We start from the raw sequence: 25,189 nt of genomic DNA on the forward strand, positions 1-25,189 counted from the left end.
ATGAGTTTAATTTATTTACTAGGGGCACTTTTACTAATCATAGGTATGGTTCTAATCACTTTATTTATTAGACCTCTAAGACGCTATGCGGGATATATTTCCCTATTTGCTCCAGTAATTGCTTCTGTTTATTTCTTATCTCAAATTCCTAGTGTACTTCATCAGAAAGTGATTTCTTTTAAACTAGCTTGGATGCCAGCTATCGATTTGAATTTAGATTTAAGACTAGATGGACTTGGATTAATGTTTGCTTTAATTATTTCTATTATAGGGATAGCTGTTTTCTTTTACGCTACTCAATATTTAACGCCTAATGGTGATAACTTACCTAGATTTTTCATATACTTACTTTTATTTATGTTTAGTATGTTAGGTATAGTAATATCTAATAATACCATTCTTATGTATATCTTCTGGGAACTCACAAGTGTTTCATCTTTCTTACTTATTTCGTATTGGTATAGTAATGCAAATAGTCAGCTAGGTGCAATACAGTCATTTATGATTACGGTATTTGGCGGCTTAGCATTATTAACAGGTTTTATTATGTTGTACATAATGACAGGTACGAATACAATTACTGAAATTTTATCGCAAAGTCATCATATTAGTGAGCAACCTTTATTTATTCCAATGATCATTATGATGCTTATTGGAGCTTTCACAAAATCAGCTCAATTTCCATTTCATATTTGGTTACCTAAAGCTATGGCTGCGCCAACCCCTGTAAGTGCCTATCTACATTCAGCAACAATGGTTAAAGCAGGTATATTTTTACTATTTAGATTCACACCTGTATTAGGCTTAAGTAATAGTTATATTTATATTGTTACTTTTGTAGGATTAATCACAATGATGTTTGGATCTCTTACAGCTTTAAGACAATATGATTTGAAAGGAATTCTTGCCTATTCTACAGTTAGTCAACTTGGGATGATTATGACAATGGTTGGTTTAGGTGGAGGTATTGCGCAGCATCCAAGTGGACCAATGGCTAAAATTTACACATTAGTTTTATTTGCAGGGTTGTTCCATGTCATGAATCATGCGTTATTTAAATGTACGTTATTTATGGGCGTAGGTATTATTGATCATGAAGCGGGCACAAGAGATATTAAAAAATTAAATGGTATGAGAAAATTCTTTCCTAAAATGCACGTGAGTATGACGCTTGCAGCATTATCAATGGCGGGAGTACCATTTTTAAATGGTTTTTTAAGTAAAGAAATGTTTTTTGATTCTTTAGTTAAATCTATTGAATTAGAGCAATTTAGTTTAACTTTAACCATCATAATTGTGGCATTAGGCGTGATTGCAAGTATATTCACGTTTGTCTATGCAGTTTACATGCTAAAAGAAACATATTGGGGAGAATTTAATGAAAAAGAAGTTCCTAAAAAGCATATTCATGAGCCGTGGTTGTTCAGTTTACCAGCAATGATCTTTGCTGTGATGCTACCTGTTATCTTCTTTATCCCAAATACCTTTACGCATCCGATTGTTTTACCTGCATTAAGAAATGTCACAAACTTAGGTATCCAAGTTGATAAGATGGCACCACATGTATCCCAGTGGCATGGTATTAATTTACCGCTTATTTTTAGTATCATTGTTATTATTTTAGGAATTATTTTAGCAACAAAAGTAAATTGGAAAGTGTTAACGCACCGCTTAATCAAAACAGCATCGATTACAAATTCCTATCGTAAAGCTTATAGCATATTTGAACATTATGCTGGTTGTAGTATTCGTGGTGTAATGACGAACCGATTAAATTACTACAATGTGATTACGCTTTTAGTGTTTTCACTATTTGTAGCGTATGGCTTTTTAAGAGTAGGGTTTCCTAAACTACATCTAATGCATGTTACTGACTTTGGGCCTTTAGAAGTGCTGCTTGCGATTTCAATCAGTGTTGTTGGTATAGCACTTGTCTTTATAAGACAACGTTTAACGATGGTAATATTAAATGGAATTATTGGCTATTCAGTTGCATTATTTTATTTAATCATGAGGGCACCTGATTTAGCTTTAACCCAACTTGTAGTAGAGACGATGACTACAATATTATTCATTGTTAGTTTTTCACGCTTACCAAATATTTCTCGTAAGAAAGCAGATAAGAAAAAAGAAATGATGAAAATTGTTGTAGCATTCATTTTTGCAGGCGCAGTGGTAACACTTGTATTTATGGCACAACAAGGTGATGGTTTAGAAACTATTTCTAAATATTATATGAATGCAAAAGAACTCACAGGTGGTAAAAATATTGTGAATGCCATTTTAGGTGATTTTAGAGCACTTGATACTATGTTTGAAGGCTTGGTATTAATTATTGCTGGTTTAGGTATTTATACATTATTAAATTACAAAGATCGGAGGGGTCAAGATGAAAGAAAATGACGTAGTCTTAAAAACAGTAACTAAAATTGTTGTATTCATTTTACTTACTTTTGGTTTCTACATTTATTTAGCGGGTCATAATAATCCAGGAGGAGGATTTATTGGTGGTCTCGTCTTTAGCTCAGCTTTTATCTTGATGTTTTTAGCTTTCGACGTAAAAAAAGTATTGGATAGTTTACCTATCGACTTTAGAAAATTAATGATTATTGGAGCGCTTATTTCTTTAATCACAGCTATTGCGCCTACCTTTTTTGGCAAATCATTTTTATATCAAAGTGAATTTACACTTCATTTACCAATATTTAATGAAATGCATATTACTACAGTGACGATTTTCGAATTAGGCATAGTACTTTCAGTAGTGGGTGTGATTGTCACAATTATGTTGGCATTGAGTGGAGGTAAATCATGAATCTTATTTTATTACTAATTATAGGATTTCTCGTATTCTTAGCGACATACATGATATTATCTTTAAATTTAATTCGTATTATTGTAGGGATTTCGATTTATACGCATGCGGGTAATTTGATTATTATGAGTATGGGTCACTATAGTGACCACGTAACAGAACCGCTTATTCGTGGTTCAAATACCAACTATGTCGATCCATTATTGCAAGCACTTGTTTTAACTGCAATTGTTATTGGATTTGGTATGACAGCTTTCTTACTTGTATTAGTTTATCGAACATATCGTGTTACAAAAGAATCAGAAATTGATGTGCTTAGGGAGGATGAAGATGATGAACAGTAACTTATTAATCCTTCCGATTCTCTTACCACTTCTTTGTGCATTATTACTTGTATTTACGAAGAATAAAAATAGAGTTTCGAAGATTTTATATATTGGAACAATGACGGTTAATACGCTTATTTCGCTAGCTTTATTGATTTATGTGATGAATCATAAACCAATCACTTTAGATTTTGGTGGTTGGAAAGCACCTTTTGGTATTCAATTTTTAGGTGATACTTTAAGTTTACTCATGGTAACAGTCGCTTCTTTTGTAGTGACTTTAATTATGGCGTATGGATTTGGATCTGCTGAAAAACGTGTGAATCGCTATTATTTACCAACATTTATTTTATTTTTAACTACCGGTGTGATTGGTGCTTTTTTAACTTCTGATTTATTTAACCTCTATGTGATGTTCGAAATTATGTTACTTGCATCATTTGTGCTTGTAACATTAGGACAATCAATAGAACAATTAAGAGCAGCCATTGTCTATGTTGTTTTAAATATTATTGGGTCTTGGTTATTTTTATTAGGTATTGGCTTACTTTACAAATTAGTAGGAACATTAAACTTTTCTCAAGTTGCCTTACGCTTAGATGATATTCACAATAATGAAATGGTGGTTGTCATTGCAATTGTATTTATGATTGCATTTGGTTCAAAAGCATCGTTAGTGTTATTTATGTGGTTACCTAAAGCTTATGCAGTATTAAATACTGAGCTCGCAGCTTTATTTGCAGCTTTAATGACGAAAGTGGGAGCATATGCTTTAATTCGTTTCTTCACTTTATTATTTGATCAACATCCAAATATTACACACCCAATACTTGTATTTATGTCTTGTATTACAATGATTATTGGTGCTTTTGGAGTCATTGCATTTAAAGACATAAAGAAAATTGCAGCATATCAAGTTATTTTATCAATTGGTTTTATTATTTTAGGCTTAGGATCAAATACATTTGCTGGAATTCATGGTGCTATTTTTTATCTAACAAACGATATTGTAGTAAAAACATTATTATTCTTTATTATTGGTAGTTTAGTTTATATGTCTGGTTATAGAGAATATAAGTATTTATATGGTTTGGCAAAGAGAGAGCCTTTCTTTGGCGTAGCATTTATCGTTATGATTTTCGCGATTGGCGGGGTTCCTCCATTTAGTGGATTCCCTGGTAAAGTGCTTATTTTCCAAGGTGCGGTTCAAAATGGTAATTATATCGGATTAGCACTCATGATTTTAACAAGTCTTTTAGCAATGTATAGTCTATTTAGAATACTATTTATCATGTACTTTGGAGATGCAGATGGCGAGCAAGTTGATTACAACCCATTACCTGCTCATCGAAAAGGTATGATTGGCATACTAACTGTAGTTGTACTAGTTATGGGTCTTGCGGCACCAATTGTTATGAATGTTACTAAAAATGCAACAGAGTTAAATACAAATGATGCTTACTTCCATCACTTAGTTAATCCGCATTTAAAGGAGGAGAATAAATGAGACAAATTGTATTGAATATCTTAATTGCTTTTCTATGGGTACTCTTTCAAGACCAAGGTTCTTTTTTATTCTCTACCTTTGTATCTGGCTATCTTATAGGATTAATTATCATTTATATACTGCATCGATTCTTTGGTCAAGAATATTATTTAGTAAAAATATGGATAGCTATTAAGTTTTTAGGTATATATTTGTATCAGTTAATTACTTCAAGTCTTAGTATCATTAAATATATTTTATTTAAAACAAAAGATATGAATCCTGGTCTTCTCACATATGAAACAGAGTTAAAAAGTGATTGGGCCATTACATTTTTAACCATTTTAATTATTATTACGCCTGGATCGACAGTGATTAGAATTTCAAAATTAACCAATAAATTTTTTATTCATAGTATAGACATTTCTGAAAATGAAAAAGCTAATTTGTTAAAAAGTATTAAACAATATGAACGTTTAATTATGGAGGTGTCACGATGATCCAAGCGATGACTAACTTTTTTAGTACAGGAGCTTTAATATTATTTGGTATTGCATTTATTATTGGATTGTTTCGTTTGATTAAAGGTCCTACAACAGCAGACAGAGTTGTAGCATTTGATGCAGCCAGTGCCGTCATTATGTGCATTGTTGGGGTGGTTAGCGTGATTTATGATACTGATGCGTACTTAGATTCAATTATGTTGATTGCGATCATTTCATTTGTAAGCTCTGTATCTATTTCTAGATTTATTGGAGGAGGTCGGGTATTCAATGGAACTCATAAAAAGCGTCACTGAGTTGATTGCGTCTATCCTTATTTTTCTAGGAAGTATTATTGCAGTGATTAGTGCAATAGGCATTGTAAAATTTCAAGATGTTTTTTTACGTAGTCATGCTTCCACGAAAAGTTCAACGCTTTCTGTATTACTTACTTTAATCGGGGCATTAATATACTTTACAACGGTGCAAGGTTTCTTTAGTGTTCGTTTGTTATTATCCATTGTCTTTATTAATTTAACATCTCCTGTTGGTATGCACCTTGTTGCTAGAGCAGCTTATCGAACTGGAGCATACATGTATAGAAAAGATGATGCACCAAGACAATCTTCCATTTTATTAAGTTCAAAAGAATTTAATACAACAGATGAGTTAAAAAGTCGTGCTAAAAAAAGAGAAGAACAACGAGAAAAACTGTATTATGATATTAAAAAACATAGAGCTGAAGAAAGAAAACAACATGGTGATAAAAATATTGAAGATTTAGAAGAATAATTGCATATCTTAATAATTTTTAAGTGAATTATTTTGAAAGTGCAAGTTAGTTAATCTGAATATAGTTTAATGATAAAATTGATATTAAATTGAGAGCATAAGAACGGTAGATAATAACTACATACGTTTAGAATAAATAAGATGATAATGTATCTTATATCTCAAATTAAATATGAAATAATGGGGTGAAAGTTTGGAAATATTTGAAACGATTCTCATATTTCTAGCTGTTGTTATTGTAAGCTCCTTTGTTCATACTTTTATTCCTAAAGTACCTCTTGCATTTATTCAAATCATATTAGGAATGATCCTCTTTATATTGCCTGTACCAGTTGAATTCAATTTTGATTCTGAACTCTTTATGCTAGCTACCATTGCACCTTTATTATTTGTTGAAGGTGTTAATGTATCTAGGGTACATTTACGAAGATATATTAAACCTGTCATGTTAATGGCATTAGGCTTAGTAATTACTACCGTCATAGGTGTAGGGTTATTTATTCACTTAGTATGGCCAGATTTACCAATTGGTGCAGCGTTTGCGATTGCCGCAATTCTCTGTCCTACCGATGCTCCGGCAGTGCAAGCTATTACTCAAGGTAAAGTATTACCAAAAGGTGCAATGACGATTTTAGAAGGTGAGTCTTTATTAAATGATGCTGCAGGTATCATTTCATTTAAAATAGCAGTAGGGGTACTTGTTACTGGCGCTTTCTCATTATTTGAAGCGATTCAACAATTCTTAATTGCTTCAATAGGAGGGGCCATTGTAGGATTGTTAATCGGTATATTACTTGTTCGATTCCGTCTAACATTAACACGACGTGGTATTGAAAATATTAATATGTTTGTATTTCTTCAATTATTAACACCTTTTGTAACCTATCTTGTGGCAGAACTATTCCATGCTTCAGGTATTATTGCTGCTGTAGTAGCCGGACTTGTTCATGGTTTTGAACGTGACCGTATTGCTCAAACACGTACACGCCTTCAACTAAGTTATAACCATACGTGGAATATTTTAGGCTATGCGTTAAATGGTTTTGTATTCTCAATACTTGGCTTCTTAGTGCCGGAAGTCATTGTAAAAATTATTAAAAGTGAACCACATAACTTACTTTTCTTAATAGGAATTACTTTATTAGTAGCATTGGCTGTATATGTATTTAGATTTATTTGGGTTTATGTACTATATCCTTTATTTTATCTATCAGTCAGTCCATTCCAAAAATTAATGAATGATGATGGAACAAATACGAAAGAGAAACCCCCTAAACGAAGTATGTATGCGTTAATTATGACTTTTTGTGGTGTTCATGGAACAATTTCACTCGCAATCGCATTAACGTTACCTTACTATTTAGAAAATCATGAGTCATTTAAGTATCGTAATGACTTACTCTTTATTTCTTCAGGTATGGTTATTTTAAGCTTAGTGATTGCACAAATCATTTTACCTTTTGTTACGAAAAATGCGCCTCCACCTAAAATAGGAAGTATGAATTTTAAAGAAGCAAGAATTTATATTTTAGAACACGTGATTGATTATTTAAACAAACGTTCCTCATTTGAAACAAGCTATCGATATGGAAATGTTATTAAAGAATATCATGATAAATTAACTTTCCTAAAATCAGTAGAAAAAGATGACGAGAATTCAAAAGAGCTGGAACGTTTACAACGAATTGCTTTTAACGTAGAAACAAAAACGCTTGAAAAATTAGCAGACGAAGGGGAAATTACGGAAAGCATGTTAGAAAACTATATGCGATTTGCTGAACGTACACAAGTTTATAGACAAGCTTCACTCATTCGTCGTATTATTGTTGGAATTAGAGGATTACTTTTGAAACGTCATATTCGTACACGTACAAATGCAGCTTCATCATTAAGTGTTACTGAAAACTTAATGGAACTTTCTAAAATCAATAAAAGAGTTCATTATAATGTTGTAAGCCGACTTGTTAAAGAGGCAAATGAAGATAATAAATTAGAAGTGGGTATGATATGTGATGGATATTTAATGAGAATAGACAACTTATCACCATCTAACTTCTTTAACACACGTTCTGAAGATTCAATTACTAAAATTAAGTTGAATGCTTTAAGAGAGCAACGTCGTATTTTAACTGAACTTATTAGTGATGAAGAGATTACAGAAGCAACAGCTTTAAAATTACGTGAGGCAATTAACTATGATGAAATGGTTATTGTAGACAGTTTAACTGATTAATTCAATAATGATTAATACTAAACCTAAGACAACTCGCTATGTCTTAGGTTTTTTAAGTATAAATGGAAGGTTTAACATTGAAATTTAAGATGTATTCCCCATATTGTAAGATAATAGAAGACAATCACATTACTCAACCATTCGTGATACAATAAGATGAAACTGTTTATGAGGTGAAATCATGTTAACTGAAGAAAAAGAGGATTATCTCAAAGCAATTCTAACTAATGGTGGTGATAGCTCTTTTGTTTCAAATAAAATACTATCTCAATATTTAGATATAAAACCACCTTCTGTAAGTGAAATGGTAAGTCGTTTAGAAAAAGCTGGATTTGTTGAAACTAAACATTATAAAGGGGTAAAACTCTCTGAAGAAGGTCTCTCTCATACACTCGATATTATAAAAAGACATCGTTTATTAGAACAATTTTTAATTGAAGTGTTAAATTATAATTGGGAAGAAGTACATCAAGAAGCGGAAATTTTAGAGCATAAAATTTCTGACTTATTTTTAGAAAGGATAGATAAACTGTTAAATTATCCTGAAACTTGTCCGCATGGGGGAGTTATTCCAAGGAATCATGTTTATAAAGAAAAGTATAATGATTCATTACTTGAATATGATGAAGGAGACATGGTAAACATTAAACGTGTTCGCGATAAAACAGATTTACTTGTTTATCTATCAAGTAAGCATATTTCAATTGGAGATAACATTGAAATAGTATCCAAAGATAAAACCAACAAAGTCATTATTATAAACAATGATACAACTATGACGATTCTAAGTTATGATAATGCAATGAATATATTTGTAGAGAAAAATTAAAAAAACGGTCATCTATTCATTTTGAATATGATGAGCCGTTTTTAAACCATAAATTTGTATATTAAATATAAAGAGAAACCGTTAATCATAATCCAAAATAGACTATAAAATAATGTTGGTAAATGTGTCAATTCAGCTAAAGTATTACCATCCCAATGTGTTTTTACTCTTCGGAAAGTCAATAATATAATTGTCCAACTAGATTGCAAAACTTCTCCTAATAGGACACCTAAGATAAGATGACATAGGAAGACTACGATATAAAAAATCATAAATTGATTATTGGCTTGCAATAAAAAGTACAATAATGAAATTAAAATGATTAAAACGATAATGGGAGACAATTTTCGAGATGTTAAAATAAGGTAATACATAAATATCAAACTATATAAGATTAAAAATAAGCTTGGATAGTTAAAATGAATGGTCCAAAAACCTATCATTAACATGATTGGTGGCATGACATATCCACCTAATGTCGTAATACATTGTCCAGTAACTGATTTAGATTGTGTTATTGCATAGCCTTGTTGTAACGTTTCTTTACGTTCACTAGGGCGTACAACAATGACAAGATCTTTAGCATGCCCCCCACTTAACTTATTAAATAGAATGTGACCCATTTCATGAGTCAGTACTGGAATATAATTTAAGTAAATATCTAAATATTGACTAAAAGAACAATGTCGATTTTGATGAATAATTATATAAAATATTGCTATAATAATGACTAAATAAATATTTAAGATAACAGTCGTAGTTAAAAATTGTTGCAAATAATCCATAATCAACCTCACGTTAATAGTGTGACTTCTATTATAAATCATTAAGATAAACTGGTCCTTTAGACTTTAGACGTATTTTTGAATACAATGGCAAAAATAATATATGATGAATAAGTTGAGGTTATTATAAATTCATTACAACATATAAAGAGAGTAAGAAAGCAGGGAGTTAACGTAAATGTATAGTTCAAAAAAGAAAAAAAACGATAAAGTAGATATATTAGGCGTACAATTCGATAATGTGACAATGTTGGATATGGTTGAAAATATTAAACATTTTTTTGAAAATAATACAAATGATAACTTGTTTATTGTAACTGCTAATCCTGAAATCGTAGTGTATGCTTCTGAACATGTAACCTATCGAAAGCTTATAAATAGTGCAAGTTATATCATTGCGGATGGTACAGGTGTAGTTAAAGCTTCTAATAGATTAAAACAACCATTAAAGCGACGTGTACCAGGTATTGAACTTATGGAAGAATGTATTAAAGTTGCACACGAGCAAAGTCAAAAGGTATATTTGTTAGGATCAAAAAATGAAATTGTTGCGCAAGCACAACACAAATTACAACAGAAATATCCTAATGTTACTTTTGAGTATCATCATGGGTATATTGACCTGTCAGATGAAACTGTAGTGAAAAGAATTCAACGTTTCAATCCTGACTATTTGTTTGTTGGAATGGGTGTTCCAAAACAAGAAGAATGGATTCAAAAAAATGAAAGTAATTTTAAGCATACAGTAATGATGGGCGTAGGTGGCTCATTAGAAGTGTTTAGTGGTACTAAAAAAAGAGCGCCTCGTCTTTTTAGAAATTTAAATATGGAATGGGTCTACCGATTACTTATTGATTGGAAGCGAATAGGTCGTATAAAAAGTATTCCTAAATTTATGTTTAAAGTTTGGAAATTGCAGAATAAGAAGAAAAAATAAAAGAGGATGAGACTTAAGCCTATGAATCACTTAGGTCTCTACCTCTTTTACTTTACAACAAAACGTTTTTCATCAAGTTGTTGTCTAAATGCTTTTTGATCTTTTTTAGATTTTTTCTTAAAATCTTTTAAAAATTGCTCATATTTAGGTAACACTGTATCTAATTCACCAAATTCTTTTAGCTTTCCACCTTCAATCCAAGCGATTTTAGTACAGAATTCACGCACTTGTCTGATATTATGACTTACAAAGAAAATCGTTTTATTTGCTTCTTTAAACTCATATATTTTATCTAAACATTTTTGAGTAAATGTTTGATCGCCAACAGATAGTGCTTCATCGATAACTAAAATGTCAGGATTAATCGTTACATTGATAGAGAAACCGAGTTTCGCACGCATACCGCTTGAATAGTTTTTAACAGGTTGATAAATGAATTCGCCAAGCTCACTAAATTCAATAACTTGAGGCATAAGTCTTTTAATTTCTTTCTTTTTAAACCCCATACAAAGCATTTTAAATTCAATATTTTCAATGCCCGTCAGTCTCCCATTTAAACCGGCATTAATGGCGATGACACTTACTTCACCATGACGATCTATATTTCCAGAACTTGGAGATAATGAACCACCAATCATATTGCTTAACGTGGATTTTCCTGAACCATTTATACCTACTAAACCAATCACATCACCTTCATAAGCAGTAATAGACACATCATTTAAAGCAAAGAAGGTTTTGTTTTTATTTTTAGGAATTAACGCATCTTTGATACGTTCTTTATTATTGCGATATATTCGATATTCTTTTGTCACATGATTTATGTTAACAGATACGCTCATGATTTTTCCTTTCTTATGATTTATTATATAGATTATAATACATCACTCAATAGTTGTTAAATTTATTAACCTAGTGTAAAGTGTATATGAGATTTTGTATCTTTTTTGTAAACAATATATTAATTTTACTTTCTTTTCTGAATTAAGTCTATCCTAATAAAATTTTCGACGAATAAGTTGCGTAAATATATAATGGATTTATATGAATCATTTTAAACGTTGATTTAGAAATTTTATAATAAAACGATTTTAATCAGTAGTTAAAGAAATTAAAAGCCATTATGAATTTACAATTGAAAGTGTGGTTTATTTCAATGTCGGCAGTAGGAACTGTTTTTAAAGAACATATAAAAAACTTTTATTTAGTGCAACGACTTGCACAATTTCAAATTAAAATAACAAATACAAATAATTACTTAGGTATGGCTTGGGAATTACTTAACCCAGCACTTCAAATTATGGTGTATTGGTTTGTCTTCGGTATGGGAATTCGTAGTAATCAACCGATACATGGCATTCCATTTATTTTATGGTTACTAGTAGGAATTAGCATGTGGTTCTTTGTTAACCAAGGTATTCTTGAAGGTACGAAATCAGTATCTATGAAGTTTAACCAAGTAGCGAAAATGAATTTTCCTTTATCAATTATTCCAACTTATATCGTAACAAGTAAATTTTATGGCCATATTGGCTTATTAGCACTTATTATTGCAATTTGTATGGGAAATGGTATTATGCCGTCTATCCATATTGTACAATTGTTAATTTACGTACCACTAACATTTTTCTTTGTGGCTTCTGTAGCACTTTTTACTTCAACACTTGGAATCATTGTTCGTGACACACAGATGATTATGCAAGCATTACTAAGAATTTTATTCTATATGTCTCCTATTTTATGGATACCAAAAGATACTGGAATTAGTAGCGTAATTAATGACATTATGAAATTTAACCCTGTATACTTTTTAGCTGAGTCTTACCGTGCAGCAATTTTATTCCATCAATGGTACTTTATTGAACATTGGAGATTACTTCTTTATAATATTATTATTATTTTAGTATTCTTTGTATTAGGGTCTATATTACATCGTAGATATCGAGATCATTTTGCAGATTTCTTATAAAATGTGTGCTAGATAAATCAATACTTACATTTATTAGTAGAGAGCCTGAAATGTATTAGATTGCATTTCAAGCTCTTTAGTATATATATCATGAATAAATATAAAATATCGACGATGTCGATAGAGATGTATGTGAAAAGGATAAGGAGTAGAGACAAAATCAATGTATTTCTGTCCTACTCTTTCTTTATAAATTATTTTATTAACGAGTAAGGGGATTAAATGATGACAAGAGTAGTGATAAAAAATATTTATATGACACTTATTACTATCGTAAACCAAATTTTTAGATTTAAACGACTAAAATCGAATCATATTGCGATTTTAATGACATTTCCCGAAGACGTTATGCCAATAATTGAGCAATTAAATCAGAAAGGTTATGAATTAACAGTCATTGCTAAAGAAAAAGAATGGGCTAAGCTAAAGCAATTTAAAAATGTATCTTTTGTTCCTGCAGGAAATAATCATATAGTGAGACATATCAAGACGATAAGTACAGCAAAAGTGATTGTGATTGATACATATTATCTTATGCTCGGAGGGTATCATAAGAAAAAAGGACAGACCATCATCCAAACATGGCATGCTTCAGGTGCTTTAAAAAATTTTGGTTTAACGGATCATCAAGTAGATTTAAATAATAAAAAAATGGTTCAACAATATAAAAGCGTTTATAAGGCTACTGATTATTATTTAGTCGGTGGAGAAGAGATGAGTAAATGTTTTGAAAGTGCTTTTGACGCTAAGCGCACTCAAATGCTTAAGTTGGGTCTACCTCGATTAACCAAATATTTTAAACTAGACCTTAAGACGGAGCAAAAAAAGTTAAAAAAATATTATAATATTCCTAATAAATTAGCATTATATGTGCCTACTTATCGTGAAAATCAAATGGATAATCGTCAAATTGATAAAGTATATTTTGAAAAGCAATTACCCAACTATACTCTCATTAATCAACTTCATCCATCAATCCCTAATAGTGAGCATATTGCGCCAACATCAGAACTAATAATGATGGCTGATATTATTATTAGTGATTATAGCTCTCTACCAATAGAAGCTAGTTTACTCAATAAGCCTACATTATTTTATGTATTTGACGAAGAAGAGTATGAAGAGGTACGTGGATTGAATCAATTTTATCGCGATATTCCAACATTTTATAAAGTGAAACATATAGATGAATTAGTGACTAAGATTAAATATAATGAAAAAGAAATAAAACCATTATTTAAAAATTGGCATAAATATAATAGTGAAAAAAGCTTAGAAAACGTATTGAAATTTATTGAAAAGTTGGTGAAAGAATGAAATTAGCGGTTATTATTCCAGTATACAATGCTGAAAATACAATTCGAAAAGCAGTTAAATCGATTGATACAACACATGACGTAGAAATTATTTGTATTAACGATGGATCAACAGATCGTACAAAACAAGTGTTAACTGAATTGCAAAAAGAAGTTAAACATCTCATTGTTTATCATCAAGACAATCAAGGAGCGGCAAAAAGTAGAAATATGGGTCTTTCTGCAATGTCAGATGATATCGATGCGTTTATGTTCTTAGATGCAGATGATCAATTTTTACCTGGAAAAATGGATCAAATGATTCAATATTATGAAAAAAATGAGCATCTAGATATTGTGATTGGGCAAATCGGTAGAGGATTGAATGGCGACTGGAAAGTTATTCCAACACACGAAGACATTCATCGTGAAGCAATAGTTTCTTTAGCAGAAGCGCCAGAAATACTTCAATCTATTGGACCAGGTGGCAAGTTATTCAAAGCTAAATTTAATACACTAAGATTCGATGAAGATGTAGTATTTTGTGAAGAACATACATTTGTCACTCGTGCTTATTTAATGGCAAGGGATATCCAACTAGTTCCTTTTATAGTATATGGATACAATGAGCGAGAAGGTTCTATTACAGATCAACGTGCAGATACGTTTATATCTTACTTAGAAGATGCTAGAAAAGTTCGATGTGAAGTCATGGATATGTTATTACTTGTCAACGAAAAAGCATATTATAGTTATCGAATGGATGACTTAATTGTCAGCTATCTCATTCAAGCATATTTAATAAAATACAGTAAAGTGACACTTCAAATTATAGACAAAATCACTCAATATATCAGAGATATGCAACATACAAATTATTCTGGAGAAGCGTTGTTTAGAATAGTACAAGCCGTAGAGCAAAGTGCGACTCATTGGACACGTGAGACATATGAGTTATGGAGACATACACTTATTGATGTAGGAATTGGGAGACCTGGTTTTTTACGTTTTCAAGCACAGGTAATGCCTAAAAAATTAGCATTCAGTGGAAAGCAATCATTGAAACGTATAATGAATAAGTAAATGAGAAAGGGTCTGGTCAATATAAAATTAATGGTATGTTAAATATATTTATGCTAAATTAAGATTATTAATTAATGTTAAATATTTGTAAAGGAGAAAGGAAATATGAGAAGAGTCATTACATATGGTACATATGATTTATTACATTATGGTCATATAGAATTACTAAGAAGAGCTCGTGAAATGGGTGATTATTTAATTGTAGCTTTATCTACAGATGAATTTAACCAAATTAAAAATAAAAAATCTTATTATGATTTTGAACAACGTAAAATGATGTTAGAATCTATTCGTTACGTTGATTTAGTGATTCCAGAAGATGGATGGGGTCAAAAAGAAACAGACGTTGATCGTTATGATGTTGATGTGTTTGTTATGGGCCATGACTGGGAAGGTCAATTTGACTTCCTAAAAGACAAATGTGAAGTTGTATACCTAAAACGCACGGAGGGTATTTCAACAACTAAAATTAAACAAGAGCTATACGGAAAAGATGCAAAATAATAATGTATTGAAGGCATATATAAACGCCTTAGAAGTTTAGCTATGTCTCAATCTTTGATTAAATCAAGTAGATAACAATAATTTGTTTGATTTGACTCATCCTTTTGGGAGTGAACAGTGAATTCAAAACGAATTCTAGGGCACTCCTATTTTTATGTAATAAAACATTTTAAATAAAATGCTATACTAAGAACAATCAATCAAATTACCAGTTAAAATACATTTTAATGTACATTTAAATTAGGATAAACACTAAATATAATATCAAAAATACAAATACAAATTGATGATTAAAGAGGTTTATTTATGAAACAACACAATCCATTATTTTTTCTATTTAAACGATTGTCTTGGCCTTATGGTTTAATAATAACTGCTGTTATCATTTCTTCGTTAGGAAGTCTTAGCGGATTATTGATTCCACTGTTTACAGGTCGCTTAGTAGATAAATTTTCTACTAATAATATTAATTGGAATATTGTCGTTCTATTTGCAAGTATATTTATCATTAATGCATTACTTAGCGGTTTAGGTATTTACCTCTTAAGTAAAATTGGAGAAAAAATGATTTATGGTATTCGTTCATTATTGTGGGAGCACATGATTAAACTGAAAATGCCATTTTTTGACAAAAATGAAAGTGGTCAGTTGATGAGTCGTTTAACTGATGATACTAAGGTCATTAACGATTTTATCTCTCAAAAATTACCACAATTACTACCAGCTATTATCACATTGATTGGTTCTATTATTATGCTGTTTATTATGGACTGGCAAATGACTTTACTGACTTTCATAGCTATTCCAATATTTATGGGTATTATGATTCCACTTGGAAGACGTATGCAAAAAATTTCAAAACATACCCAAGCAGAAATTGCCAATTTTAGTGGGTTATTAGGTCGTGTATTGACAGAAATGCGTTTAGTAAAAATTTCTAATACTGAACAAAAAGAATTAAATAATGCACATTATAACTTAAATGAAATATATAAATTAGGTTTAAGACAAGCAAAAATAGTAGCGATTATTCAACCTATTTCAAGTGTAATTATGTTATTAATGATAGCCATTATTTTAGGATTTGGTGCCATTAGAATTGCTACAGGTGCTATTACAGCAGGTGCTTTAATAGCTATGATTTTTTATGTGATGCAGTTATCTATGCCGCTTATGAACTTATCTACACTCGTTACTGATTACAAAAAAGCTGTAGGTGCAAGTCAACGTATTTATGAAATTATGCAAGAACCCGTTGAACCGATGGAACAGTTAAAACCCATTGCTAATATCAACATTGAGAATGGAGCACTTGAATTTAATAACGTAGAATTTAAATATGATGTAAAAACGATTCTTGATCATGTATCATTTCGTATACCTCAGGGTGACATTAGTGCTTTTGTTGGTCCTTCAGGTTCTGGGAAAAGTACTATTTTTAATTTAATTGAACGTATGTATGATATCGATAATGGTGATATTACATATGGCAATGAAAGTATTTATGATATTCCAATTACAAATTGGCGTAGCAAAATTGGATATGTCATGCAGTCAAACTCTATGATGACAGGAACAATTCGAGATAATATCTTATATGGTATTAACCGTAATGTCTCTGATGAAGAACTAATTAAATATGCAAAACTAGCAAACTGTCATGACTTTATTATGCAATTTGATGAAGGATACGATACATTAGTGGGCGAACGTGGATTAAAACTGTCCGGGGGGCAACGACAACGTATTGATATCGCTAGAAGTTTTGTGAAAAATCCAGACATATTGTTACTTGATGAAGCTACTGCAAATCTTGATAGTGAAAGTGAACAAAAAATTCAAGAAGCTTTAGAAGTATTGATGAAAGGTAGAACAACAATAGTGATTGCACACCGTCTGTCTACGATTAAAAAGGCAGGTCAAATTATTTTTATTGATCAAGGACGTGTGACAGGTGAAGGTACACATGACGAATTAATGAAATATCATGAGAAATATCATCAATTTGTGACTACACAAAATTTAAATAAATAATGGATGTCGAACATCCAAATATCACGATGATAAAGTAATCTATAATTTTACAGTGTAGATGAAAAAATCTTAGACTGATAAGATATAGTTAGTACACAAACACATTGCTTAAAAATTAATTGAATAAACATAAATAAAATTGGAGAGAATGATATTGAATAAACTATCAATAATTATTACATATTTTAATAGTGAAGAATATATTGAAGATTGTATTAATAGCTTAAAAACTCAAAGGAATCAAGATTTTGAGATCATTATTGTAGATGATGGTTCTACGGATCATTCAACACAAATCTTAAATAAAACGTTAGCATCTTATGATAAAGATGTGACGTTTATTCAACTTGAAACAAATACTGGTCATGCACATGCTAGAAATATCGCTTTAGACTTAGCAAAAGGTCAATACGTGATGTTTTTAGATGCGGATGATCAATTAGCCTCATATGCTATTGAATATTATTTAAATCATATTAATGGTTTAGATACATTAATTGCACCGGTACACAAATTTACAATGCAACGTCCTCAATATGTAGATAAAGATAAGATACGTTTGCAGTATCGATCACATCATTCATATCCTAATTCAATTTTACGAAAAGAAACTGCATGTAATATTTTATTTAGAAATGCAATTATTAAAGCACATGACATTAAATTTAATGAAGATTTAAGCATTTTTATTGATAATTCATTTGTATTAGATTATCTGAAATATGCTGAACATTTTGTTAGAATTGTTAATTTTCCGTTTTATTATCGTGGTGAAGTATATGATCCATTTAATGGTAATACATTAAGTGATCAAGATTTTATTGATAAATTTGAAGACTATACAAATAGTTTCTTTGATGCTATACAAAGAACTACAAATAAAGAAGTTAAGAAATTTTTAGTCCAAAGAATGAAAAATGAAATTAAAAAAGGTTTTGATCCTTCGCTTAGAGATATTAAAGCAAGATATATTGCTTTAGAACACACTCTAGTTAAAGTAGTAAAAGCACTAAAATGGAATATCATTAAAGATGGTAAGTTGTTATATAATCTTGAAATCATGTTTTTATCTATGGACGACATTGAGAATGCAAGATATGTGAATGAATTACGTAAAAAAACACGTTTATTTAAAAGTATTCTTACAAACAGTAAGATGAAAGAACGTGCTAAATATCAACTTACTGATAATGAAAATATGGTAGATCCACATACGATTGTATTTGAGTCATTTGGTGGTAAAAATTACAGTGATAGTCCAAAGTATATATATGAATATATGCAACAACACTATCCACAATATAAATATATTTGGGTCTTTTCTAAGCCTAATAACAATATTATTCCTGGAAATGCAACTAAAGTGAAAAAAGGATCCAAAGAATATTATGAGGCTTATGCTAAAGCGAAATACTGGATTTCGAATGCTCGATTACCATTGTATTTAAATAAAAAAGAGAATCAAATGTATATTCAAACTTGGCACGGTACACCGTTAAAACGTTTAGCAAATGATATGAAAGTGGTAAGAATGCCAGGAACAACAACAGCAAATTATAAAAAGAATTTTTATACAGAAGCATCTCGTTGGAATTATTTAGTATCTCCAAACCGTTATTCTACGGATATCTTTAAGTCTGCTTTTTGGATGAATGAAGAAAGAATTTGGGAAATTGGCTATCCAAGAAATGATGTATTAGTTACAAGACAAAATGATACTGAGTATATAGAACAAATTAAAAAAGATTTAAATTTACCAAAAGATAAAAAAGTCATTATGTATGCGCCAACTTGGAGAGATGATGAATTCGTTAAAAAAGGTCAATATTTATTTGATTTGAAAATAAATTTAGCTAATTTAAAAGAGCAAATTGGAGATGACTATGTCATTTTACTAAGAATGCATTATCTTATTGCAAATGCATTAGATCTAACTGGATACGATGACTTTGCTATTGATGTTTCAAATTATAATGATATTTCAGAATTATATTTAATATCTGATGCGCTTATTACTGACTACTCGTCAGTGATGTTTGATTATGGTATTTTAAAACGTCCTCAATTTTTCTTTGCTTATGATATCGAAAAATACGATAAAGGTCTTCGTGGCTTCTATATGAATTATATGGAAGATTTACCAGGAGAAATTATTACAGATGAATTTAAACTTGCTGAAGAATTAAAACATTTAGATACACATAAAGAAAAATATAAAGATAAAATTGAAGCGTTCTATAATGATTTTTGTTCAATTGAAAAAGGTCAATCTTCTAAATTTATAGCAGACTATATTCATAATGATATTCATGAAAATGAATCATAAAATCAAATGACATAAAGAATGGGAAAAATTTACTTTGAATTCGTTTTCCCATTCTTTTTCTATATAACCGTATTAAGTTTAAATGGTATTTATGATAAATAACATCAAAAAAGAAAAATAGACAATTATTTTATTAAATATGTTATTTTAACGAACATTTTCTCGTGGTATAATGTTAAATGTATTTTTTACAGAACATTAGTTGTTATTTTATGAAAATAGTACGGTTCTATTTAAGGGTAATGTGATACATATTAATTTTAAAATGTGGGTAGGTGTCTTATGTTTTTACTAATAAATATCATTGGATTACTTGTGTTTTTAGGAATAGCAGTTTTATTTTCTAGAGATCGCAAACATATTCAATGGAAGTCTATATTAATCTTAGTTCTTTTAAATGTATTCTTAGCATGGTTCTTTGTATATTTCCAAATTGGAAGATCGATTGTTGAAGGTTTAGCAGCTGCCATTGCTTGGATTATTCAATCAGCTCATACTGGAACAGGTTTTGCATTCAGTAGTTTTACAAGTGGTAAACAAATGGATATGGCAGTGAGTGCATTATTTCCAATTTTATTAGTTGTTCCACTATTTGATATTCTTATGTATTTTAATATTCTTCCTAAAATTATTGGAGGAATTGGTTTTGTACTTGCGAAAATTACACGTCAACCTAAATTTGAATCATTCTTTGGTATCGAAATGATGTTTTTAGGAAATACAGAGGCGCTTGCAGTCTCTAATGAACAACTTAAGCGTATGAACGAAATGCGTGTATTAACAGTTGCAATGATGTCAATGAGTTCTATTTCTGGAGCTATTGTAGGTGCCTATGTTCAAATGATTCCTGGTGAATTAGTGTTAACGGCGATTCCTTTAAATATTATTAATGCAATTATTGTCGCTTCTATTTTAAATCCTGTTACTGTTGAAGAAAAAGAAGATATTATCTATAGCATTAATAATGATGAAAAAATTGAACGTCAACCTTTCTTCTCATTTTTAGGAGATTCAGTATTAAATGCAGGTAAATTAGTATTAATTATTATCGCTTTTGTTATTAGTTTTGTCGCGTTGGCTGATTTTTTAGATCGTTTTATTAATTTGATTACTGGATTAGTAGGCAGTTGGATGGGTATGAAAGGTAGTTTTGGTTTAAACCAAATCTTAGGCGTCTTTATGTATCCATTTGCTTTATTGCTTGGCTTACCATGGGGTGAGGCATGGATAGTGGCACAACAGATGTCCAAAAAAATCGTTACAAACGAATTTGTAGTTATGGGTGAAATTACAAAAGTAATTGACACATATAGCGCACATCGTCGTGCAGTGATATCAACATTCTTAGTTTCATTTGCAAACTTCTCTACAATTGGGATGATTGTTGGTACATTAAAGGGTATAGTTGATAAGAAAACATCAGATTTTGTTTCAAAATATGTACCGATGATGTTATTATCAGGTATTTTAGTTTCACTACTTACTGCAGCATTTGTTGGTTTATTTGCATGGTAAGGTATTAAAATTTAAATCATTTTATAGTCAACCATTAGGAGTGAACATTGAATTCGAAAAGAATTCTATGTCACTCCTATTTTTATTATTCATTTTATTGCATGATAAAAACCAAGCATGCAAAGTGAGGAGACACTTTATATACTTGGTTTTTATGGGAAATGAATATTAATGTACTTGTAACGGTAAGGACTAGGTACTGTCACAGTACTTCGAGCAAAATTTGTTTTGTTACTATAAACAACACAAAGGAGATAACTTCTTGTAATTAAGAAGTTATACATAGTATAGCAAACTAATATTTATAAGTAAACGAAAAATTCAGAAAATTTCCACGTATTTTTTATTAGTACATTAGATTTAAAGATGAATATGTATCTTATTTAAATTAAATCTTTATATTTTAAGATATTTAAAATTTATTAATACATTTATTTTTAAAAAGCATATTGTAGGGAATGATGAGACTATGCTAACATTTTAATCGTTATAGTCGTAAAAGGAGTGAGTGTTTTTGAACAAAAATATAAAAAATATACTTTTAGTTATACTAGGCTCTTTTATCTTTTCAGCAGGAGTCAATGCATTTATTATATCAGGTAATTTAGGTGAAGGTGGCGTCACAGGTATTGCTATTGTATTATATTACGCTTTTCATATTTCACCAGCGCTCACTAACTTCGTTGCTAATGCAATATTGATTGTTATTGGGTATAAATTTTTAAGTAAAAAAAGTACGATATTAACAATTATTGCTACTGTACTTATTTCTGTTTTCTTAAGTCTTACAGAATCATGGCACGTAGAAACAGGTAATGTCATCATCAATGCAGTATTTGGCGGCACAAGTGTTGGACTAGGTATTGGAATAATCGTTTTAGCAGGTGGCACTACAGCTGGAACAACAATATTAGCAAGAATAGCTAATAAATACTTAGATGTTAGTACAGCATACGCATTATTATTTTTTGATTTAATCGTAGTAGCCATTTCTTTAACAGTACTACCGTTAAGTAAAGCATTGGTAACTGTGATTTCACTTTATATAGGCACGAAAGTAATGGATTATGTTATAGAAGGACTTAATACAAAAAAAGCAATGACAATTATTTCTAGCAAACCTGAAGAGGTAGCTAAGGCTATTGATGAACAAGTTGGTAGAGGCCTTACTATATTGAATGGACATGGTTATTATAGTAGAGAAGAAAAAGACGTTTTGTATGTTGTTGTAGCTAAAACTCAAGTAACTCGTGCCAAACGAATTATAAAAAAAATAGATAAGAATGCTTTCTTGGTTATTCATGACGTGCGTGATGTTTATGGAAATGGTTTTTTAATCGATGAATAAAAAAGGGCCCTAAAAATTTGAGGCGTTTTATGTATATCTCAGATTTTTAGGGTTATTTTTTATAATCGTCTCATAGTAAAAAGAATAGTCAAAAATGTGTATAAATGGTATAATAGCAATAATTAATTGAGAACGATTATCAATAGATGTCGTAAATATTTTTTGTACAAAGGTAGGGCCTATATATGAATCGTTTAAATGCATCTCAAGTAGATATAGGATATAGAAATACGACAATTATAAAAGAATTAGATGTTCAAATACGTGATGGTAAAGTCACATCAATTATTGGACCGAATGGTTGTGGGAAATCTACATTATTGAAAGCACTCTCAAGACTGATTGAAGTGAAAAAAGGAGAAGTATTACTTGATAATCAAAACATTCAACATCAATCTACAAAAGAAGTAGCTAAAAAAATTGCAATTTTACCTCAAACTCCAACAGTGACTGACAGTATAACAGTTGAAGAACTCGTTTCATATGGACGTTTTCCTCATCAAAAAGGATTTGGACGATTATCTAAAAAAGATAAAGATGAAATTGAATGGTCATTAAACGTAACAGGCATTACAGAATTTCGTCATCAATCGATTAATGATTTAAGTGGGGGACAAAGACAACGTGTATGGATAGCAATGGCTTTAGCACAAAAAACAGATATTATTTTTCTTGATGAACCTACAACGTACTTAGATATTTCTCATCAGTTAGAAATTTTAGAATTGGTGCAACATTTGAATAAAGAATTAGGGTGTACGATCGTTATGGTCTTACATGATATCAATCAGGCAATTCGATTTTCGGATTATTTGTTAATCATGAAAGAAGGACACATTATAGATAATGGACCTACTGACCAAGTATTATCTAAAGAGATATTAGAAAGTGTGTTTAATATAGATGCAGTATTAGGAAAAGATCCTAGAACAGGGAAACCACTTTTAGTCACTTACAATTTACTTGAAAAAAGATAAGATTGATTATAACTTCAGCAATATAGCTACAATTATTATGATGTTGGATACCTATCTCAGTCATTTTTAATGTATAGGCAGTCAATGACTAATATTTTGTCTAATACACAAATATTCGCGCTTTCAGATAAGTTATTTTATAATGAAAACACACGTTGATTAAGGTTCACTTTAATAAAAAATCAAATTCGTTATTTAATTGATTGACTGGAGTTGAAATGATGACAACTATAGTTATTATTAGTCATAGTGAAGAAATAGCTAAGGGAACTAAAAATTTATTAAATAAAATGACAAATGACATAAATGTGATTGCTTATGGTGGAGTAAATGGTGAAATTGGAACTTCATATGATGATATTGAACAATTGATTAATCAGTTAGATGATGATGCATTATGTTTTTATGATTTAGGATCATCAGAAATGAATATCGATTTAGCAATTGATATGTATAAAGGTAAGTATCATATTTACAAAGTAAATGCACCCATTGTAGAAGGAAGTTTTACAGCAGCAATGTCTTTAAGTGTTGGTAAAACTGCTAATGAAGCGATTCAAGAAGTGAATCGTTCTTCATTTAAGTCTACAGCATTTAAATAAGTAATGATAAATTTTGATGTTTTTTTTATATAAAAAAAAGGTTATAAAATGATTATCCAAAATGAATATGGTAAAATAAATAGCATGATATTGATGATGAAAGTAGGTGGACATTATGCTACAAGAAGATATTAAATTTTACGTTCTGAACGGTAAATTTGAAGAAATTAAAAATATAATGTCCAATATTGATTTTATGGAATTCGAAGAAGTATATATATCCTGTGCTCATGAACAAGAAAACATTATGTTTTATACTTGTATATTAGATATGATGAAGGCTAATGAAACAGCAGAATTACATGATTTAGCATTTTTATTATTAGTCTATCCTTTGAGTGAAGTGGAAGGTGCTTTAGAAGCGGCATATTATCATGCAGATGCTTCTATTCAGTTAACAAATGGTAAAGAAATAAAAAGTTTGCTTCAAATGCTATTATTATATGCTATACCTGATCCAATTATTTCAGATTCTGAAGCGTTTAAAGTAGCTAAACAAATTTTAAAATTAGATCCTAATAATCATGTAGCAAGAAATGTGTTAAAAGATTCAGCTAAACGCATGGATAATGTTATAGTAAATTTTGATGAATTAAAGAAATTTGGAAGTTCAAAATAATATAGTGAAATAAGAGAGTTAGATAATGAATAACCATAGTTATTCATTTTATCTAACTCTTTTTTAATAATATTTTACTTAGTAACTCAAATATAATTTTTTGTGACAAATTATTAAAAATATTAAATTTTTTAAATTGTTTGTAAGGGTATTAACACTAGTATTTAGAAGCGATAAGCGTTGTCTCGCAACGTTTATGCACTGTTGCATAATATTATTAGTACGTTATAAT

Annotated in this window: 23 protein-coding genes; 21 read left to right on the forward strand and 2 right to left on the reverse strand. The window is 30.1% G+C overall.

From position 1 onward, the window contains the following. The 9 genes from HMPREF2629_RS00225 (at position 1) to HMPREF2629_RS00265 (ending at position 8,963) form a co-directional block, all read left to right on the forward strand. Positions 1 to 2,403: a DUF4040 family protein gene (locus tag HMPREF2629_RS00225; protein WP_049379659.1), complete on the forward strand. Its 2,403-nt coding sequence runs from the start codon at positions 1 to 3 to the stop codon at positions 2,401 to 2,403. Further along, positions 2,390 to 2,815: a Na+/H+ antiporter Mnh2 subunit B gene (mnhB2, locus tag HMPREF2629_RS00230; RefSeq protein WP_002455676.1), complete on the forward strand. Its 426-nt coding sequence runs from the start codon at positions 2,390 to 2,392 to the stop codon at positions 2,813 to 2,815. The genes HMPREF2629_RS00225 and mnhB2 overlap by 14 nt, the downstream gene beginning before the upstream one ends. Then, positions 2,812 to 3,159, forward strand: coding sequence for a Na+/H+ antiporter Mnh2 subunit C (mnhC2, locus tag HMPREF2629_RS00235; RefSeq protein ID WP_002448875.1), 348 nt, complete (start codon positions 2,812 to 2,814; stop codon positions 3,157 to 3,159). The genes mnhB2 and mnhC2 overlap by 4 nt, the downstream gene beginning before the upstream one ends. Further along, on the forward strand, positions 3,149 to 4,648 hold the full coding sequence (gene mnhD2 / locus HMPREF2629_RS00240) for a Na+/H+ antiporter Mnh2 subunit D (RefSeq protein WP_049434595.1): 1,500 nt from the start codon (positions 3,149 to 3,151) through the stop codon (positions 4,646 to 4,648). The genes mnhC2 and mnhD2 overlap by 11 nt, the downstream gene beginning before the upstream one ends. Then, positions 4,645 to 5,127 carry a Na+/H+ antiporter Mnh2 subunit E gene (gene mnhE2, locus HMPREF2629_RS00245; RefSeq protein ID WP_019834898.1) on the forward strand — a complete coding sequence of 161 codons (483 nt, stop codon included), beginning with the start codon at positions 4,645 to 4,647 and terminating at the stop codon, positions 5,125 to 5,127. The genes mnhD2 and mnhE2 overlap by 4 nt, the downstream gene beginning before the upstream one ends. Next, on the forward strand, positions 5,124 to 5,426 hold the full coding sequence (gene mnhF2, locus HMPREF2629_RS00250; RefSeq protein WP_017176022.1) for a Na+/H+ antiporter Mnh2 subunit F: 303 nt from the start codon (positions 5,124 to 5,126) through the stop codon (positions 5,424 to 5,426). Before mnhE2 ends, mnhF2 begins: the two co-directional genes overlap by 4 nt. Next, positions 5,401 to 5,901: a Na+/H+ antiporter subunit G gene (locus tag HMPREF2629_RS00255; protein WP_019834899.1), complete on the forward strand. Its 501-nt coding sequence runs from the start codon at positions 5,401 to 5,403 to the stop codon at positions 5,899 to 5,901. The genes mnhF2 and HMPREF2629_RS00255 overlap by 26 nt, the downstream gene beginning before the upstream one ends. 193 nt (positions 5,902 to 6,094) lie before the next feature. Then, positions 6,095 to 8,134 carry a cation:proton antiporter gene (locus tag HMPREF2629_RS00260; RefSeq protein ID WP_019834900.1) on the forward strand — a complete coding sequence of 680 codons (2,040 nt, stop codon included), beginning with the start codon at positions 6,095 to 6,097 and terminating at the stop codon, positions 8,132 to 8,134. Positions 8,135 to 8,315: 181 nt separating this feature from the next. Next, positions 8,316 to 8,963: a metal-dependent transcriptional regulator gene (locus HMPREF2629_RS00265; protein WP_070813011.1), complete on the forward strand. Its 648-nt coding sequence runs from the start codon at positions 8,316 to 8,318 to the stop codon at positions 8,961 to 8,963. Between the two features lie 41 nt (positions 8,964 to 9,004). Here HMPREF2629_RS00265 and HMPREF2629_RS00270 read toward each other — a convergent pair whose 3' ends face one another. Further along, the gene (locus HMPREF2629_RS00270) at positions 9,005 to 9,748 is read right to left on the reverse strand and encodes a M50 family metallopeptidase (RefSeq protein WP_070813012.1); all 744 of its coding nucleotides are present in this window, start codon (positions 9,746 to 9,748) and stop codon (positions 9,005 to 9,007) included. 178 nt (positions 9,749 to 9,926) lie between these two features. Here HMPREF2629_RS00270 and tarA point away from each other — a divergent pair, with 178 nt between their 5' ends. Further along, positions 9,927 to 10,685, forward strand: coding sequence for an N-acetylglucosaminyldiphosphoundecaprenol N-acetyl-beta-D-mannosaminyltransferase TarA (gene tarA / locus HMPREF2629_RS00275; RefSeq protein WP_002455672.1), 759 nt, complete (start codon positions 9,927 to 9,929; stop codon positions 10,683 to 10,685). 47 nt (positions 10,686 to 10,732) lie between these two features. On the opposite strand, the gene tagH is transcribed toward tarA, so the two are convergent. After that, entirely contained in the window at positions 10,733 to 11,527 is a 795-nt protein-coding gene (gene tagH, locus HMPREF2629_RS00280; protein ID WP_017176016.1) for a teichoic acids export ABC transporter ATP-binding subunit TagH, read from the reverse strand. 314 nt (positions 11,528 to 11,841) lie between these two features. On the opposite strand from tagH, the gene HMPREF2629_RS00285 reads away from it, so the two are divergent. The 11 genes from HMPREF2629_RS00285 (at position 11,842) to HMPREF2629_RS00335 (ending at position 24,957) form a co-directional block, all read left to right on the forward strand. Next, complete coding sequence (locus HMPREF2629_RS00285) at positions 11,842 to 12,654, forward strand: ABC transporter permease (RefSeq protein WP_017176015.1); 813 nt, start codon at positions 11,842 to 11,844, stop codon at positions 12,652 to 12,654. Positions 12,655 to 12,876: 222 nt separating this feature from the next. Next, the gene (tarB, locus tag HMPREF2629_RS00290; protein WP_025987151.1) at positions 12,877 to 13,971 is read left to right on the forward strand and encodes a teichoic acid glycerol-phosphate primase TarB; all 1,095 of its coding nucleotides are present in this window, start codon (positions 12,877 to 12,879) and stop codon (positions 13,969 to 13,971) included. Further along, positions 13,968 to 15,032 carry a glycosyltransferase family 2 protein gene (locus HMPREF2629_RS00295; RefSeq protein WP_017176013.1) on the forward strand — a complete coding sequence of 355 codons (1,065 nt, stop codon included), beginning with the start codon at positions 13,968 to 13,970 and terminating at the stop codon, positions 15,030 to 15,032. The genes tarB and HMPREF2629_RS00295 overlap by 4 nt, the downstream gene beginning before the upstream one ends. 105 nt (positions 15,033 to 15,137) lie before the next feature. Then, the gene (gene tagD, locus HMPREF2629_RS00300; RefSeq protein ID WP_017176012.1) at positions 15,138 to 15,536 is read left to right on the forward strand and encodes a glycerol-3-phosphate cytidylyltransferase; all 399 of its coding nucleotides are present in this window, start codon (positions 15,138 to 15,140) and stop codon (positions 15,534 to 15,536) included. A 306-nt stretch (positions 15,537 to 15,842) separates the two neighbouring features. Beyond that, positions 15,843 to 17,570: an ABC transporter ATP-binding protein gene (locus HMPREF2629_RS00305; protein WP_019834902.1), complete on the forward strand. Its 1,728-nt coding sequence runs from the start codon at positions 15,843 to 15,845 to the stop codon at positions 17,568 to 17,570. 154 nt (positions 17,571 to 17,724) lie between these two features. After that, positions 17,725 to 19,896, forward strand: coding sequence for a bifunctional glycosyltransferase/CDP-glycerol:glycerophosphate glycerophosphotransferase (locus HMPREF2629_RS10815; RefSeq protein WP_019834903.1), 2,172 nt, complete (start codon positions 17,725 to 17,727; stop codon positions 19,894 to 19,896). Between the two features lie 282 nt (positions 19,897 to 20,178). Further along, a complete protein-coding gene (locus tag HMPREF2629_RS00315; RefSeq protein WP_048761273.1) occupies positions 20,179 to 21,411 on the forward strand; it encodes a NupC/NupG family nucleoside CNT transporter in 1,233 nt (410 codons plus the stop codon). 514 nt (positions 21,412 to 21,925) lie between these two features. Further along, positions 21,926 to 22,759 (forward strand): YitT family protein, encoded by an 834-nt coding sequence (locus HMPREF2629_RS00320; protein WP_017176008.1) that lies wholly within the window; start codon positions 21,926 to 21,928, stop codon positions 22,757 to 22,759. Positions 22,760 to 22,944: 185 nt separating this feature from the next. Beyond that, on the forward strand, positions 22,945 to 23,736 hold the full coding sequence (locus HMPREF2629_RS00325) for an ABC transporter ATP-binding protein (protein WP_017176007.1): 792 nt from the start codon (positions 22,945 to 22,947) through the stop codon (positions 23,734 to 23,736). 221 nt (positions 23,737 to 23,957) lie between these two features. Further along, a complete protein-coding gene (gene dhaM, locus HMPREF2629_RS00330) occupies positions 23,958 to 24,338 on the forward strand; it encodes a dihydroxyacetone kinase phosphoryl donor subunit DhaM (protein ID WP_017176006.1) in 381 nt (126 codons plus the stop codon). A gap of 115 nt (positions 24,339 to 24,453) precedes the next feature. Continuing rightward, on the forward strand, positions 24,454 to 24,957 hold the full coding sequence (locus tag HMPREF2629_RS00335; RefSeq protein ID WP_017176005.1) for a hypothetical protein: 504 nt from the start codon (positions 24,454 to 24,456) through the stop codon (positions 24,955 to 24,957). Positions 24,958 to 25,189 lie beyond the last annotated feature (232 nt).

Origin of the sequence: Staphylococcus sp. HMSC034C12, from assembly GCF_001835895.1 — a bacterium.
GTDB lineage: Bacteria > Bacillota > Bacilli > Staphylococcales > Staphylococcaceae > Staphylococcus > Staphylococcus hominis.

Excerpts from the sequence above, each read along its gene's own strand:
- HMPREF2629_RS00305 (WP_019834902.1), top strand. The coding sequence starts at position 15,843 with ATGAAACAACACAATCCATTATTTTTTCTATTTAAACGATTGTCTTGG.
- mnhC2 (WP_002448875.1), top strand. The coding sequence starts at position 2,812 with ATGAATCTTATTTTATTACTAATTATAGGATTTCTCGTATTCTTAGCG.
- HMPREF2629_RS00255 (WP_019834899.1), top strand. The coding sequence starts at position 5,401 with ATGGAACTCATAAAAAGCGTCACTGAGTTGATTGCGTCTATCCTTATT.
- mnhF2 (WP_017176022.1), top strand. The coding sequence starts at position 5,124 with ATGATCCAAGCGATGACTAACTTTTTTAGTACAGGAGCTTTAATATTA.
- HMPREF2629_RS00225 (WP_049379659.1), top strand. The coding sequence starts at position 1 with ATGAGTTTAATTTATTTACTAGGGGCACTTTTACTAATCATAGGTATG.
- tarA (WP_002455672.1), top strand. The coding sequence starts at position 9,927 with ATGTATAGTTCAAAAAAGAAAAAAAACGATAAAGTAGATATATTAGGC.
- tagH (WP_017176016.1), bottom strand. The coding sequence starts at position 11,527 with ATGAGCGTATCTGTTAACATAAATCATGTGACAAAAGAATATCGAATA.
- tagD (WP_017176012.1), top strand. The coding sequence starts at position 15,138 with ATGAGAAGAGTCATTACATATGGTACATATGATTTATTACATTATGGT.
- HMPREF2629_RS00295 (WP_017176013.1), top strand. The coding sequence starts at position 13,968 with ATGAAATTAGCGGTTATTATTCCAGTATACAATGCTGAAAATACAATT.
- HMPREF2629_RS00265 (WP_070813011.1), top strand. The coding sequence starts at position 8,316 with ATGTTAACTGAAGAAAAAGAGGATTATCTCAAAGCAATTCTAACTAAT.
- HMPREF2629_RS00285 (WP_017176015.1), top strand. The coding sequence starts at position 11,842 with ATGTCGGCAGTAGGAACTGTTTTTAAAGAACATATAAAAAACTTTTAT.
- mnhD2 (WP_049434595.1), top strand. The coding sequence starts at position 3,149 with ATGAACAGTAACTTATTAATCCTTCCGATTCTCTTACCACTTCTTTGT.
- HMPREF2629_RS00270 (WP_070813012.1), bottom strand. The coding sequence starts at position 9,748 with ATGGATTATTTGCAACAATTTTTAACTACGACTGTTATCTTAAATATT.
- tarB (WP_025987151.1), top strand. The coding sequence starts at position 12,877 with ATGATGACAAGAGTAGTGATAAAAAATATTTATATGACACTTATTACT.
- HMPREF2629_RS00335 (WP_017176005.1), top strand. The coding sequence starts at position 24,454 with ATGCTACAAGAAGATATTAAATTTTACGTTCTGAACGGTAAATTTGAA.
- HMPREF2629_RS00315 (WP_048761273.1), top strand. The coding sequence starts at position 20,179 with ATGTTTTTACTAATAAATATCATTGGATTACTTGTGTTTTTAGGAATA.
- HMPREF2629_RS00325 (WP_017176007.1), top strand. The coding sequence starts at position 22,945 with ATGAATCGTTTAAATGCATCTCAAGTAGATATAGGATATAGAAATACG.
- mnhB2 (WP_002455676.1), top strand. The coding sequence starts at position 2,390 with ATGAAAGAAAATGACGTAGTCTTAAAAACAGTAACTAAAATTGTTGTA.
- mnhE2 (WP_019834898.1), top strand. The coding sequence starts at position 4,645 with ATGAGACAAATTGTATTGAATATCTTAATTGCTTTTCTATGGGTACTC.
- dhaM (WP_017176006.1), top strand. The coding sequence starts at position 23,958 with ATGACAACTATAGTTATTATTAGTCATAGTGAAGAAATAGCTAAGGGA.